At 65.9% G+C, this 14,526-nt stretch carries 10 protein-coding genes and 1 pseudogene; 3 read left to right on the forward strand and 8 right to left on the reverse strand.

Going from position 1 to position 14,526, the window contains the following annotated elements; genetic code table 11:
• The first annotated feature begins 191 nt into the window (after positions 1-191).
• Positions 192-1,619: a serine hydrolase domain-containing protein gene (locus P6U28_RS32865; RefSeq protein ID WP_407120499.1), complete on the forward strand. Its 1,428-nt coding sequence runs from the start codon at positions 192-194 to the stop codon at positions 1,617-1,619.
• 130 nt (positions 1,620-1,749) lie between these two features.
• Positions 1,750-2,831, forward strand: a pseudogene (locus tag P6U28_RS32870) (ISAs1 family transposase).
• Between the two features lie 217 nt (positions 2,832-3,048).
• On the opposite strand, the gene P6U28_RS32875 reads toward P6U28_RS32870, so the two are convergent.
• The gene (locus P6U28_RS32875) at positions 3,049-4,416 is read right to left on the reverse strand and encodes an MmgE/PrpD family protein (protein ID WP_122400112.1); all 1,368 of its coding nucleotides are present in this window, start codon (positions 4,414-4,416) and stop codon (positions 3,049-3,051) included.
• Between the two features lie 118 nt (positions 4,417-4,534).
• On the opposite strand from P6U28_RS32875, the gene P6U28_RS32880 reads away from it, so the two are divergent.
• The gene (locus tag P6U28_RS32880; RefSeq protein ID WP_122400111.1) at positions 4,535-5,650 is read left to right on the forward strand and encodes an aromatic acid exporter family protein; all 1,116 of its coding nucleotides are present in this window, start codon (positions 4,535-4,537) and stop codon (positions 5,648-5,650) included.
• 102 nt (positions 5,651-5,752) lie between these two features.
• Here the strand turns inward: P6U28_RS32880 and P6U28_RS32885 are convergent, their stop codons facing one another.
• The 7 genes from P6U28_RS32885 to P6U28_RS32915 form a co-directional block, all read right to left on the reverse strand.
• Positions 5,753-6,241, reverse strand: coding sequence for a DUF2867 domain-containing protein (locus tag P6U28_RS32885; protein WP_122400110.1), 489 nt, complete (start codon positions 6,239-6,241; stop codon positions 5,753-5,755).
• A complete protein-coding gene (locus P6U28_RS32890; RefSeq protein ID WP_407120500.1) occupies positions 6,238-7,632 on the reverse strand; it encodes an MATE family efflux transporter in 1,395 nt (464 codons plus the stop codon). Before P6U28_RS32890 ends, P6U28_RS32885 begins: the two co-directional genes overlap by 4 nt.
• A gap of 160 nt (positions 7,633-7,792) precedes the next feature.
• Complete coding sequence (gene murA / locus P6U28_RS32895; protein ID WP_122400108.1) at positions 7,793-9,088, reverse strand: UDP-N-acetylglucosamine 1-carboxyvinyltransferase; 1,296 nt, start codon at positions 9,086-9,088, stop codon at positions 7,793-7,795.
• Positions 9,089-9,455: 367 nt separating this feature from the next.
• A complete protein-coding gene (gyrB, locus tag P6U28_RS32900) occupies positions 9,456-11,891 on the reverse strand; it encodes a DNA topoisomerase (ATP-hydrolyzing) subunit B (RefSeq protein WP_122400107.1) in 2,436 nt (811 codons plus the stop codon).
• Between the two features lie 308 nt (positions 11,892-12,199).
• Positions 12,200-12,943: a hypothetical protein gene (locus tag P6U28_RS32905; RefSeq protein WP_122400106.1), complete on the reverse strand. Its 744-nt coding sequence runs from the start codon at positions 12,941-12,943 to the stop codon at positions 12,200-12,202.
• Positions 12,944-13,035: 92 nt separating this feature from the next.
• Positions 13,036-14,172: a DNA replication/repair protein RecF gene (recF, locus tag P6U28_RS32910; protein ID WP_122400105.1), complete on the reverse strand. Its 1,137-nt coding sequence runs from the start codon at positions 14,170-14,172 to the stop codon at positions 13,036-13,038.
• A 46-nt stretch (positions 14,173-14,218) separates the two neighbouring features.
• Positions 14,219-14,494, reverse strand: coding sequence for a GIY-YIG nuclease family protein (locus P6U28_RS32915; RefSeq protein ID WP_407120501.1), 276 nt, complete (start codon positions 14,492-14,494; stop codon positions 14,219-14,221).
• Between the last annotated feature and the right edge of the window lie 32 nt (positions 14,495-14,526).

Below are 14,526 nucleotides of genomic sequence, written 5' to 3' on the forward strand. Positions count from 1 at the left end.
CCCGCTTCGCCTCTCCCCGGGGAGGCCACCGCAGCTGCGGCGGCATTTTTCGTATTACTCTGAAATAACTGACTTATTCCAGAACCGGCCAGTCTCGTTCAGTTTTAGGCCAGCCCATTTTCCGAATCCGGCGAGAGTCCACCGCCCGCCTTCCGCTTCCTCCCGCCATACGCCCCAGCCGGAGAAAGCCTGTGACCCGCCGCCGCAAGATCGTCCTCCTCGCCACCACCATTGCCGCAGCCGGCCTTGCGCTCGGCGCCGCCCGGGCCCGCGACTTGCCTGAGGTCGCGACCGGCTTCGTCGCTGACATTCTCTGCTCCGAGACGTTCGTCTCCGGCCTCGATCCCCAACGCAACTTCGCCGAGACCACCGATGCCATGCCCGGGACCAGCCTGATCAGCTGGGCGATGGACTACAGGGTCGATAGCGTCCGCAAGGACGTCACGGTGACGCTGTTCGGCCTCGGCCGCAGCCACGCCGTCTACCGCGAGGGACTCGGCTGCACGCTCGAACATGGCGCTGGCATGACTGCCGTCGAACGGTTGCCTGACGACAAACGGCCGGCGTTGCTACCCGAGATCGCCGGTCCCGCGATCGTGCCGCCGCAAAGCCCCTCACTCGCCGCCGCGCTCGACCGTGCCTTCACCGAACCCGCAGAGCCGCCCTACCGCCGCACCCGTGCCATCGTCGTGATGAAGGACGGCCGTATCATCGCCGAGCGCTACGCGGATGGCATCGGGCCGGAGACGCCGCTGCTCGGCTTCTCCATGACAAAGTCGGTGATATCGGCGCTGATCGGTGTGCTGGTGCGCCAGGGCAAGCTGAAGCTCGAGGGGCCTGCGTCGATCGCAGCCTGGAAGAACCCCGATGATCCGCGCCATGCCATCACCGTCGATCAGCTGCTGCGTCACACCGCGGGCCTTGCGCTCGGCAGTTCGTTGCAAGCCTCGCTCGGCTCGGCCTTCGAGCCCGTCAACCGGATGAAGTTCGTGGAGACCGACATGGTGGCCTATGCCGAGACCATTCCGCTCGAGACCGCACCGGGCGCGGCGTGGAATTACCACGATGGCAATATGCTCATCCTCTCGCATCTGATCCGTGCTGCGGCCGGCGGCAGTCCCGCAGATGCGCTTGCCTTTGCGCGCCGCGAATTGTTCGCCCCGCTCGGCATGCGTCGTGTCGTGCTCCAGCTCGACGGCGCCGGCACGATCGAGGGATCGAGCGAGATGCTGGCCTCCGCACGCGACTGGGCGCGCTTCGGCCAGCTCTATCTCAATGGCGGCGTCGCCGGCGGCAAGCGCATCCTGCCGGAAGGGTGGGTGAACTATTCGTCGAGGGCCACGCCGAATGCGTGGGTCGGCATCGGCGCCGGCTTCTGGACCAACCAGGGCGACAGCTTTGGCGCAAATTTTCGCGTCGAGCACGGCTGGCCGCGCGATGCCTTCTTCGCCAAGGGCACGATCGGGCAATACACCATCGTGATTCCGTCGGAGCAGCTGGTGATCGTGCGCATGGGGCGCTCGCCGAACTGGCCGCCGCAAGCCGACGGCGTGTTCGATCTCGTGCACGATGTGGTCGCGGCGACACGCGAGAAGGGGAAGCTGGCGGGGGCGGATTGAGAAGAGCGGACCGCGCCGCTTCTTACCCTCCCCTGGAGGGTAGGGGAATCGCATATGGTGCTGGCAGGGTGTTGCCAAGCGGTTGGAACTGGATTCTTTGGGTGTCTCTCGATTCCAGAGGGAGACCTGAATGCGCAAGCTCAAGCGCCTGTTTCGACCGCTCAAGGACCCGCGCGCCAGCAACACCCGACATGATCTTGTGGAGATCCTCGTCATCGCCTTGGCGGCGACGCTGGCTGGCGCCAAGACCTGCACCGAGTTCGAGTTCTTTGGCCAAGGCCGCGAGGAGCTGTTGCGGCGCTTCCTGGAGCTCAGGCACGGCATTCCGAGCCACGATACGTTCAGCAACGTCTTCCGTGCGCTGGATCCGAAGGGGCTGGAAGCGGTTTTGCGCAAATTCAGCAAGGGCTTCGGCATCAAGGGGTGGTCAGCATCGACGGCAAGGCGCTGCGCGGGGCCTACACGCGGGGCCGGCAGGCCACGCCGCTGCATATGGTCAATGTCTGGGCCGCAGGCACTCGCATGGCGCTGGCTCAGAGAAAGGCTCCCAACCGCAACGAGGTTGCCGGGGCTCTCGAAGTTCTCGCGCTGCTCGATCTGGACGGGGCTCTTGTCACCGCCGACGCCTTGCATTGCCGGCCCGATACCGCGCAGGCCATCCTCGATCGGAAGGGGCACTACGTGTTAGCCATCAAGAGTAACCGTGGCCGGCTCTTCAAGGCCGCCAAGACGTTGGTCGATACAGCCCGAAAGCCCGCGCGAGCGAGTCAACGAAGAGCCACTGCCCACGGTCGCGCCGAGCGCCGGCAGGCCATCGTCGCGCCGGCTCCTCAGTTGGCGAAGCAATACGACTTCCCCGCTATCGCCGCAGTCGGTCGCATCGACAGCTGGCGCGCAAACTCTGGCAAGACCGCCAAGCATACGGTCCGATACTTCCTCGCCTCGCGCCTGCTGTCGGCCAAAAAGCTGCTCGAGGTCGTGCGTGCTCACTGGAGCATCGAGAACAACCTGCACTGGGTTCTCGACGTTCTGTTCGACGAAGATGCCTGCCGCAGCCGCAAAGATCACGCCGCCGAAAATCTCGCCCTCATCCGCAAGCTGGCCATCAATACCCTGCAGGCAACGCCCGGTCCTGCCCGCATCAGCCACAAAATGCTCCAAGCCAGATGGAATAATGACTTCCTTCTCTCCGCCCTCGCCCATATGCGATAGCCCTACCCTGGAGGGGACCTGGAGGGGGAGGGTCGATCGCGCGCAGCGCGAGCGGGGTGGGGTGACGGTCTCTCCGCGACGAACAGTGCCCGAGTGGAGGGATCACCCCACCCCGTCACGCAATCTCGCTTCGCTCGATCGCGTGCCGACCCACGGGCGAGCTACGCTCGTCCCGGACCCCTCCAGGGGAGGGTAAGATGCGGCTGCGGCTTAGCTTCTACCTCCCCAATTCCGTCGCCTTCGCCACGCGATCAAATCGCTCCAGCGTCATGATCGCATCCGCAAACTTCTCCGCGCGTGCGTTCAGCACCGGGCGGGCCAGTGTCAGGAATTTCTGCTGCATCGCCTGGGTGTCCGGGAACGAGGTCGGCTCGCCCGACGGATCGGCATAGAGCCGCTCGTGAACGCCGTCGTCCGTCGTGATGCTCACGCGCGCGCCGAACGGATGGGTGCGGCCGATCTCGAGCCGGTCGTCCTGCACCACGTCGAACTTGTCGGCGAGCGCGTCGATGGCGGCATCGCCGAGGCGGTTGTAATCGTCCCAGCCGAACGAGCCCTGGTCCAGCGCGAGCGCGCCGGTGAAGAACATCGAGAACTGGCCGCCGACGATCGAGCGCGGATGCCGCTTGGTCGCGGCATCGCCGGTCAGCGTGATGCCGTTGCGATGCAGGCCGATCTCGACACGCTTGACCTGATCGGGCGTCAGATTGTGCTCGCGCCGCATGGCGATCAGCGCGTCGATCGCGGCATGGGTGTAGCGGCAGCTCGGATAGGGCTTTACGCCGATCTTCATCGTTTCATAGGTCTTGCCGAGATCGGCCACCGCCTTTTGCGGATGGGCGTCGTCGGTGTAGCCGGCGAGCAGGCCGTGCTTGCCCTCAACTGACTCGGTCGCGCCGACGAAATCGTTGCGTGCCAGGGTCGCTGCGATCACGCCGTTCATCGCGGCCGCGCCGACCTGGTAGCGCTTGTTCCAGGCGCCGTTGACCAAAAATTGCAGCGAGCCCGCGGCCTGGCTGCCGGAAACGCCGAACGCGGCGATCAGCTGCTTCTCGCTGAGGCCGAACAGCTTTCCTGCCGCGGCAGCGGCGCCATAAGTGCCGGCGGTCGCGGTCGGGTGGAAGCCGCGCGCGTAATGCGAGGTCGGGTCGAGCGCGTTGCCGAGCCGGCAGCAGACCTCATAGCCCACGACGATCGCCGTCAGCACGTCGCGTCCCGACGCCCCGACCATCTCGCCGACGGCGAAGGCGGCCGGCACCACGGGCGCGCTCGGATGCAGCGAGGAATCGGCGTGGGTGTCGTCGAAATCGAGGGAATGGCCGAGCGCGCCGTTGAGCAGGGCCGCGACCGCCGGCGTCCAGGTCTTGGTGTCGCCGAACACGGTGGACTCGCCTTTGGTGTCGAGCGCCAGCGCCTCCAGCATCTTCAGCATCGACGGGGTCGATTCGGCCTGGCGCCGAGCCCGTATCGCGCTGCCGAGGAAGTCCAGCGTCAGCACCTTGGCGCGCTCCAGCACCTCCGCCGGAATATCCTGGTATTTCAGGTTGAAGACGTACGCGGCGAGCGTTGCAGTTTCGTGGGCCATCGTGTTTCCTCGTTTGGCGCGCAAGTTAAGCGGGCTGATTTGGCCTTTCAAGCGGCCTTGCGGCCGCGGGCATCAGCCATGCTTTTGCTTGGCTTCAAGAGGATCGAGACTTCCGCCGATGGCATTCGCAAAAGCGCTGTTCGCTCGCATCCGGTCGCGGCGGACCCAGCTGGGATTGGCGATCCGGGTCACGGTGGCCGCGACAGCCGCCTATGCGATCGCGACCGCCCTGCATCTGTTGCTGCCGCTCTGGGCGGTGCTGACCTCGCTGATCGTGACCCAGATGAGCGTTGGCCGCTCGCTGAAGGCAACGCGCGACTACATGCTCGGCACCATCGGCGGCGCCGTCTATGGCGGTGCCATTGCGATCCTGATCCCCTATTCCAGCGAAGCCGGCCTTCTCGGCCTCCTCGTGCTGTCGGTCGCTCCGCTCGCCTTCATCGCTGCGATCAATCCGAGCCTCAGCGCGGCCACGGTCACCGCAGTGATCGTGCTCCTGGTTCCGACCATGCATCACTCCGATCCCATGACCTCGGCGATCGATCGGGTCAGCGAGGTCGCGGTCGGTGCCATAACGGGTCTGCTGGTCTCCTTCCTGGTGCTGCCCTCGCGCGCGGTGCGGCAGATCCGCGCCAGCGCGGCGACGCTGCTCGAATTGATCGCTGATGCCTTCACCGAGCTGCTCGCGGGTCTCACCCGTGGTCGCGACAATGACGCGCTGCATCGGATCCAGGACGGCATCGGCACGGCCATGGTCAGCCTCAATGCGATCGGCTCCGAAGCCGAGCGTGAGCGCGCCGCGCGCCTGTCGAGCGGCCCGGACACCGGCCCGTTGCTGCGAACGATCCTGCGGCTGCGCCATGACGTCGTGATGATTGGCCGAGCGACTGTCGTGCCACTGCCGATCGAGGTGCAGACGCGCCTATCGGGCCCGCTCACGGAAGTCTCGACCGTGATCGCGCGCTTCCTGCGCTCGGCCGCTGCCGCCTTGCGCGAAGGCGCCGGCGCGCCGCCGATCCATCCCGTCCACCTCGCGCTCCAGCATTACGCCGAAGCGGTCGCCTCTGTCCGCCAGGACGGCCTGATCCGCGGCCAGCCCGGCGACACCGCCGAGCGCTTCTTCGCCCTCGGCTTCTCCCTGGAGCAGATGCACCAGAATCTGTGCGATCTCGATCGCGTCGTCGGCGAATGGTCGGAGGCGTCGCGCAACAAGTCCGCGCGGGTGGCGGAGTAAGCTAAAGCATGATCCGGAAAAGTGCGAAGCGGTTTTCCGGAAAGATCATGCGTAAACAACAAGCTAAAGCGCGATGACGATTCATCCAAATCTCATCGCGCTTTAACGGGCCGGCTCCACGATCCGTCCCATCATGCCGCGGACCACGAGCTTGTGGAAGGGCGTGATGAGGGCGAGGTAGGTGCGGCCGAGCAGATTGTGCGTGCGCACCAGCGTGGTCGAGGTCACCCGGCGGCTCGCGGCATCGCCCGTCACGTCGACGACGAGGCGGAAGTCGAGATGAGAATCGTTGAAGCCCGCGACGAGCCGCTCCGGCGTCTCGCTCACCACCGGAAAAAGGCCGATCAGGCCGTGCGGCGCCGGCGCGCCTTCGCCCGAGGTCTTCAGCCCGAACGGCGTCACCAGAATGTTGCGCAGGTGCACCAGACCGTCGACCCAGCGCGGCCCGTGCAGCACCATCCGGACGCAGGCCTGGCGGGCATCGACCGCCGCCGCGCCGATCTCGACGCGAAACGCGTCGATGAACTGCGCGCCGGGCAGCAATGCATTGGCATCGACCTCAGGCGTGACTTCGTGGACCGTCCCCTTCATTCCACCAATCTGCGCGTCAGCATTCGGAAGCGCAAGACCAGGAGCCCGGCATAGACGAATGTGCCGATCGAGAAGCCGATCCAGACGCCGATCGCGCCCAACCCTGCGTGGAACGCGAGCATCCAGCCTGTGGGAAAGGCGACGCCCCAATAGCCGATCGCCGCGAACAGCAGTGTCATCCTGGTGTCGTTGATGCCGCGCAGCGCGCCGCCCATGATGGTCTGCAGGCCGTCGGCGATGAAGAAGGTGGCGCCGACCAGGAGCAGCGTCCCCGTCAGTTCGACGGTGGCCGCGCTTTCGCTGGCGCCGCCGAAAAACAGCCGGCCGAGCTGATAGCGCCCGATCACGATGGCGATCGTCAGCGCGAAGACCAGCGCGACACCGAGAACGGCTGCGGCGAGCCCTGCGCGCCTCACCGCCGCCGGATCACGGCGGCCGAAGGCATGACCGACCCGCACCGTCGCGGCCATGCCGATGCCGAGTGGCACCATGAACAGCACGGCGGTGACCTGGAGCGCGATCTGGTGCGCGGCGAGCGCCGTGGTCGAGATCAGCCCCATCAGCAGCGCGGCCGAGGAGAACAGGCCGTATTCCAGCAGCAGGGAAAACGAGATCGGCGCGCCGACCGCAACCAGCTGACGCATCAGCGGCCAGTCGATCCGCCAGAGATGGGCGAGGGGATGATAGCCGGCGAAGGGTTTTCGCCATGCCGCGATGGCGAGCGCAGCGAGGAAGGTGCCGAGATTGACCAGCGTGGTCGCAAGCCCCGCGCCGAACAGGCCGAGCTCCGGCAGGCCGAACAGGCCGTGGATCAGGGCGTAGACCAGCGCGGCGTTGACCGGGATCGCCGCCACCGTGATCCAGAGCGGCGCCTGCGGCCGGTTCACCGCGCTCATCATGCTGCGCAGCGCGATGAAGCCCAGCGCCGGCGCGATTCCCCAGGCGAGGCCGTTCAGGTAGCGCTGCGCCAGCGCGGCGGATTGTGGCACTTGTCCGAGTGCGAGCAGGATCTGCTCGCCATAGAGCGGCGAGGCCATCATCGGCAGCGAGATCAAGAGCGCGGCCCAGAGGCCGACGCGCAGGGAGCGGCGGATGCGCCGGATATCGCCGGCGCCGAACGCCTGCGCGGCCAGCGGCGACACCGCGGACATCAGTCCGAGCCCGAAGGTGAAGCTGACGAAATAGACCGTATGCGCCAGCGCCGCCGCGGCCACTGCGCTCTCGCCGAGGTGGCCGATCATCGCGAGATCGGTCGTGATCATCGCGATCTGCCCGAGTTGCGTCAGCATCATCGGCACGGCGAGGCGCAGCGTCTGGACGAACTCTTCGGCGAGATGATTTGGCGGCACGCCGGCCTGCGGCTGCGAATGATGTTGCACGGTGTCGAGCATCGCCGGTCAATAGCACGGCCACACGTCGAAAACATGGCCCACGTGTCCCGGACGCGCGAAGCGCGAGCCGGGACCCAACAGGAGTCACCGCCCATGGAATCTACGATATTGCGCGCTTCGCGCCACCTTCTCCCACAGGGGGAGAATGAAGAAAGAGCCTTCAGCTCTTCCTTTCCGGCACGCGCTTGATCTTCGCGCCCAGTGCATTCAGCCGTTCCTCGATGCGCTCGTAGCCGCGCTCGATCTGGTCGGCGTTGTTGATGGTGGAGGTGCCCTCGGCGCAGACGGCGGCGAGCAGCATCGCCATGCCGGCGCGGATGTCGGGCGAGGTCATCGGCGCACCACGCAGGCGGCTGGGGCCGGCGATGATGGCGCGGTGCGGGTCGCAGAGCACGATGCGCGCGCCCATCGCGATCAGCTTGTCGACGAAGAACATCCGCGATTCGAACATCTTCTCGAACATCAGGATCACGCCCTCGCATTGCGTGGCGGTGACGATCGCGATCGACATCAGGTCGGCCGGGAAGGCCGGCCAGGGCTGGTCCTCCAGCTTGGGCACATGGCCGCCGAAATCGTCCTGGATCTTCAATGTCTGATTGGAGGGCACGATGAGGTCATCGCCCTCGATTCGGCAGACGATGCCGAGTCGCTCGAAACCCATGCGGATCGAGCGCAGATGCTCGACACCGGCGCGCGTGATGCGCAGCGGCGAGCGCGTCACCGCGGCCAGTCCGATCAGCGAGCCGACCTCGATGTGGTCGGGCTGAATCCTGTAGCTCGCTTCCCCCAGCGTCGCCGCGCCATGGATGGTCATGGTGTTGGTGCCGATGCCCTCGATTTTCGCGCCGAGCGCGACCAGGAAGTTGGCGAGGTCCTGCACATGCGGTTCGGAGGCGGCGTTGCGCAAGTAAGTGACGCCTTCGGCAGCGACCGCTGCAACGAGCGCGTTCTCGGTCGCGGTGACGCTCGGCTCGTCCAAAAACACGTCCGCGCCGGCGAGCTTTGGCGCGCGGAACTCGAGCCGGTCGGTCGCGGTGACCTTGGCCCCCAGTTGCTCCAGCGCCAGCACATGGGTGTCCAGACGGCGGCGGCCGATGACATCGCCGCCCGGTGGCGGCAGCATCACCTCGCCGCAGCGCGCGAGCAGGGGCCCCGCGAGCAGGATCGAGGCACGGATGCGCACGCACAGCTCGGGATCGAGATCGGCGGCGCGGATGCTCTTGGCATGGATGTGAAGCGTATTGCGGGCAGTCCATTCCGCCGATGCACCGACCGAGCGGATCAGCTCGACCAGTGTTTCGGTGTCGCGGATCCGCGGCACGTTCTCCAGCGTGACCGGATGCTCGGTGAGCAGGGCGGCGGCGATGATCGGAAGCGCCGAGTTCTTGTTGCCGGACGGCTCGATCGAGCCCGAGAGCCGGTGACCGCCCTCGACGATATATTGGATGGGCGCCAAATGGATTCTCGCTGTCCTGATGGAGTGGGGAGGGCTGTTTCGGGCGGAAACTACAGAGATTTGAGCGCCGGAGCAATTGTGCTGGGCGGTGGTTCGTAGCCGATCCGTGAGCCCAGGCGAAGCTGCTGATCCCTCATGGTGAGGAGCGCGGAACGCGCGTCGCGAACCATGCAGGCCCCTATTCGCCTGTGGCCATCCTTCGAGATGCCCGCTTTCGCGGGCTCCTCAGGATGAGGATGAAGCTTGTGGAAGCGGCCCTCAAAACAGCCCGACGATATTCCCGATCACATAGAGGGTCGCGATCAGGATCAGCGCGCCGATCAGGTGATCTGCATCCGTGGTTGGCTCCGACCAAGCCAACCCGGCCTCAAATATCGATCGTCGCGCTCAGCGAGTGTTCCTGGATGAAGTCGCGGCGCGGCTCCACCACGTCGCCCATCAGTTTGGTGAAGATGTCGTCGGCCTCGTCGACCTCCTTGACCTTCACCTGCAAGAGCGAGCGTGCCTCGGTGTCGAGCGTGGTCTCCCAGAGCTGCTCGGGGTTCATCTCGCCGAGGCCTTTGTAGCGCTGCAGCGTGATGCCTTTACGGCCAGCGTCGGTCACGGCTTCGAACAGATCGACCGGGCCGTGGACCACGTGCTCATTGTCCTTGCGCCGCAGCTTGCCGGAGCGGGCGTAAACGTCCTGGAGCCTGGTCGTATATTCGTCGAGCTTGCGCGCCTCGGCCGAGCCGAGCAGCGCATCGTCGATCACAGCCGCTTCCTTGACGCCGCGCACGGTGCGCTCGAACACGAAACCCTGGCCCTCGACGAATTGTCCCACCCAGCCGCGCTCGACCTCCTCGGCCTGGTTGTCGAGCCGGCTCGCGATGTATTGCGCGGCCGCAGCGGCCTTCTCGGGATCGCCGTAGATGTCCTTGTTCAACACGCCGGTGATGGCGGCCTGCTCGACCACCTTTCGGTTATAGCGGCTGTGAAGGTTGCGCAGGATGCTGCGGACGACGCGGGCGTCGTCGACCAGCGCGCGCAAATCGCGCCCGGAACGGTCGCCGCCGGTGCCGGGGATGTACACGCAGTCATCGAGACCGGCGTCGATCAAATAGTCTTCCAGCGCTCGCTCGTCCTTCAGGTACTGCTCGGACTTGCCGCGTGAGACCTTATAGAGCGGCGGCTGGGCGATATAGAGATAGCCGCCGTCGATGATGTCGCGCATCTGCCGGTAGAAGAAGGTGAGCAGCAGCGTGCGGATGTGAGCGCCGTCGACGTCGGCGTCCGTCATCACGATGATCTTGTGATAGCGCAGCTTCTCGACCGAAAACTCGTCGCTGATGCCGGTGCCGAGCGCGGTGATTAGGGTGCCGATCTGCTCCGACGACAGCATCTTGTCGGGACGGACCCGTTCAACGTTGAGGATCTTGCCGCGCAGCGGCAGCACCGCCTGGAATTCGCGGTTGCGGCCCTGCTTGGCGCTGCCGCCTGCCGAGTCGCCCTCGACGATGAAGAGCTCGGATTTGGCTGGATCCTTCTCCTGGCAGTCGGCGAGCTTGCCGGGCAGCGAGGAGACTGAAAGCGGGCTCTTGCGCGTCAGCTCGCGCGCCTTTCGCGCAGCTTCGCGGGCAGCGGCGGCCTGGATCACCTTGCCGACGATCATCTTGGCCTCGGAGGGGTGCTCCTCGAACCAGGCCTGGAGCGCCTCGTTGAGGACGTTCTCGACCACGGGACGCACTTCCGAGGACACCAGCTTGTCCTTGGTCTGCGACGAGAATTTCGGATCGGGCACTTTCACCGACAAAACGGCGGTGAGGCCTTCGCGGCAGTCGTCGCCGGTCAGCGCGATCTTTTCCTTCTTGGCATTGGCCTCGGCATAGCCGTTGACCTGGCGCGTCAGCGCGCCGCGGAAACCGGCAAGATGGGTGCCGCCGTCACGCTGCGGGATGTTGTTGGTGAAGCACAGCACGTTCTCGTGGTAGCTGTCGTTCCACCACAAGGCGGCCTCGACGCCGATGCCGTTGGCTTCCGAACGCACCATGATCGGCGTGGGCACCAGCGCCTTCTTGTTGCGGTCGAGATATTTGACGAACTCCTCGACGCCGCCGGAATAGTACATCTCCTCGCGCTTCTCGACCGCGTGGCGCATGTCGGAGAGGGCGATGTGCACGCCGGAATTGAGGAAGGCGAGCTCGCGCAGGCGGTGCTCGAGGGTAGCGAAATCGTACTCGATGTTCTTGAAGGTCTCGGTCGAGGCGAGGAACGTCACCTCGGTGCCGCGCTTGCCCGGTGCCTCGCCGACCACCTTGAGCGGTGCGACGGCGTCGCCATGGGCGAACTCGATATAGTGCTCCTTGTTGTCGCGCCAGATGCGAAGCATCAGCTTGCTCGACAGCGCGTTGACGACGGAGACGCCGACGCCGTGCAGGCCGCCGGAGACCTTGTAGGAGTTCTGGTCGAACTTTCCGCCGGCGTGCAGCTGGGTCATGATGACCTCGGCCGCCGAGATGCCTTCGCCCTTGTGGATGTCGACGGGAATGCCGCGGCCGTCGTCGCGCACGGTGACGGAATTGTCGGCGTTGAGGATCACGTCGACGCGCGTGGCATGACCCGCGAGCGCCTCGTCGATCGCGTTGTCGACGACCTCGTAGACCATGTGGTGCAGGCCCGAGCCATCGTCGGTGTCGCCGATATACATGCCCGGACGCTTGCGGACGGCGTCGAGACCCTTGAGCACGCGGATCGATTCCGCGCCGTATTCGCTCGCGGTGGAGGGCTCGTTTTCGGCAGCATGCTGCCGAGCAGGTTCTGTCATGAGAGGCCTTCGAGATGTCGCCCGAATCAGCGGCGCAAAAGGCGCTGATTTGCGAGGTTATTTGTGCCATGAAAGACCGCTTGCGCCTAGCGCAAAGTATCTTCCGGCAACCCTTTGAGCAGATAGGGTTTTTGGGCCGGTTTTCAAGGCTTTTGGAGGGCGGTTTCCGGCACTGCAAAAAGCGCGATTCGAGGGCCCGTTCGGGGCCTCGAAAGGGCGTGGATTTTGCGGGGCTGAAGGCTGGTTCCGCGCCCCCGGGGTGAGAGATTTCACGCTGCGCGTCTCACTGCCCGCGGATCGAGACGGGCTCAATACAGATGCAGCGGCGACCACGCATCGCCGTCGCGTCCGACCGTGAGCTCCCAGATGTCGCCGGCCGCGATGACGAGGGTGTTCGTATGGGCGGGATGCCCGGGCACGTTCACTTCGTAGGGATATTTGCCGGCCGGCAGGTCCAGCGCGACGGCATTGGCGCCGCGGGCGCGGATGATGGTCCGCTCGTCGATGGTGAGCGCGGCCTCCGTCTCGCCGATATTGCTGAACACCACCTTGGCCTGGCCGGGTTCGGGCATGACGTTCGCCTTTGTCGCCGTATCCGAATTCTTCTGCACGAGCTCGATCGCGGTGCTGTTGTCCTTGCGGTGGAGCTCCAGCCGCGCCGGTCCGAGCGGTGAGGCGAAGGCAAGCTCGACGTGATCGGCGGCGATCACCGCGCCGTCAGGCTTTTCCTGCCAGCCGAGCTTGCCGAGTTCGGCGCGGTAGAAGGCGAGCACGTCGCCGAGATCGAAGGGGACGGTCGCTTCCAGCCTGGTACGGAGCGGCGCTTCGATGCCGCTCACCACGGTGGTGTGGATTCCCCTGTAGCTGTAGCGGGTCGGCGCGGGCAGCTTGGTCGCGGGATCCGGCGTGAGCCCGGCCGAGAACAGCGGCGGCAGCTGCGACACCCAGGCTCCGGCGCTCGCCGCGAGCATGCAGATCGCGAGAAAGCAGAGGCCGCACCCAAACGCCAGCCATCGTGCCGGGGCTTGCGCCCCGGTCATTACCGTCCGCATCTTTCTCTCCACGATATCGCGCGCGACGCCATCGCCGCCGCGCGCTCAAAAAACTAGTCGCGGCCGCAAACGGGCGGGTTCAAGGCGGCGGTCTAGCTTCGGGCCGAGACTCGTCCGCTCTCGACGTCAAAGACTTCGCCCCCTGCGCCGATCTCGGTGAAGGCGGCAGGATCCGCGCCGGTCAGCCACACCTGCGCGCCGAGCTTCTTCAGCTCCTCGAACAGCGCCGCGCGGCGGTTCGGGTCGAGATGCGCAACCACCTCGTCGAGCAGCAGCAGCGGCACGATGCCCGTCATCTCGGCGACCAGCGTCGCATGCGCGAGCACGAGGCCGATCAGAAGCGCCTTCTGCTCGCCGGTCGAAGCGTCGCGCGCGGGCATGCTTTTCGGCGCGTAGACGACCTGCAGGTCGGTGAGATGCGGACCGTCGGTGGTGCGACCGGCGATCGCATCGCGCGGGCGGTTGTCGCGCAGGATCTGGCGGTAGCGGTCCTCGACCGACGTCGCGGTCTCCTGGAGCAGCGCGTTCTCCATCCAGCCGTCGAGCGCGATCTGCGCCGACGGGAACGCCGATTCTTGCGCGCGTGCGTTGAGCATGCCGGTGAGCCTTGCCGCGGTCTGGCCGCGTGTTGCCGCGACTGCGACGGCCAGCTCGGCGGTCTCGCGCTCGATCGCGTCGCACCAATGGTCGTCGTAATTGCGCGTCTCCAGCAGGCGGTTGCGCGAACGCAGCGAGCGCTCGAGTGCGTTGATCCGGCTGGAATGCTCGCTGTCGATGGCGAGCACCAGGCGGTCGAAGAAGCGCCGCCGCTCGGACGCAGCCCCCATGAACAGCCCGTCCATCGCCGGCGTCAGCCACACCATGCGGATGTGGTCGCCGAAGGCGCTGGCCGACCCCACCGGCTCGCGGTCGATGCGGCAGCGCCGGCTGACCGGCCCATCTGCGCGCGGCGCATCGATCCCGGTGCCGAGCGTGGCGAGCCCCAGCGCGCCCTCGACCTGCGCCGACACCGCCCAGGAGCCGTCGCCCTGGTTGTCGGCGACGTCCTCCAGCGTCGCGCGGCGCAGACCGCGGCCCGGCGACAGGAACGAGATCGCTTCGATGCAATTGGTCTTGCCCGCCCCGTTCGGCCCGACCAGCGCCACCACGTCAGCCGTCGTCTCGAGCCCCGCCGCCCGATAATTGCGAAAATGCGTCAACGTCAGGCGATGAATGCGGGAGGGGGTCATCTCAACTCGTCATTGCCGGGCTTGACCCGGCAATCCCTCGCCCGAGTCAGCGGGCAATTTCATCATATAGGTCTTGCCAGGTGGGATTGCTCTTCACAATCAGATCGATCTTCCACTCACGGGACCAGTGCTTCATGTTCTTTTCGCGCTGAAGGGCAGCGGTGATCGTGTCATGCGCCTCGAAATAGACCGAAGCCTTCACGCCGTAACGTTTGGTGAAGCCATCGGCCAGACCCTCGCGATGTTCATAGACGCGGCGGACCAAATTGTTCGTGACGCCTATGTAGAGTGTTCCACCGGGCTTGCTGGCGAGGATGTACACCCAGGTCGTTTTGTTCGACGGCTGGCCGGGTC

Origin of the sequence: Bradyrhizobium sp. STM 3561, assembly GCF_045571455.1 — a bacterium.
GTDB lineage: Bacteria > Pseudomonadota > Alphaproteobacteria > Rhizobiales > Xanthobacteraceae > Bradyrhizobium > Bradyrhizobium vignae.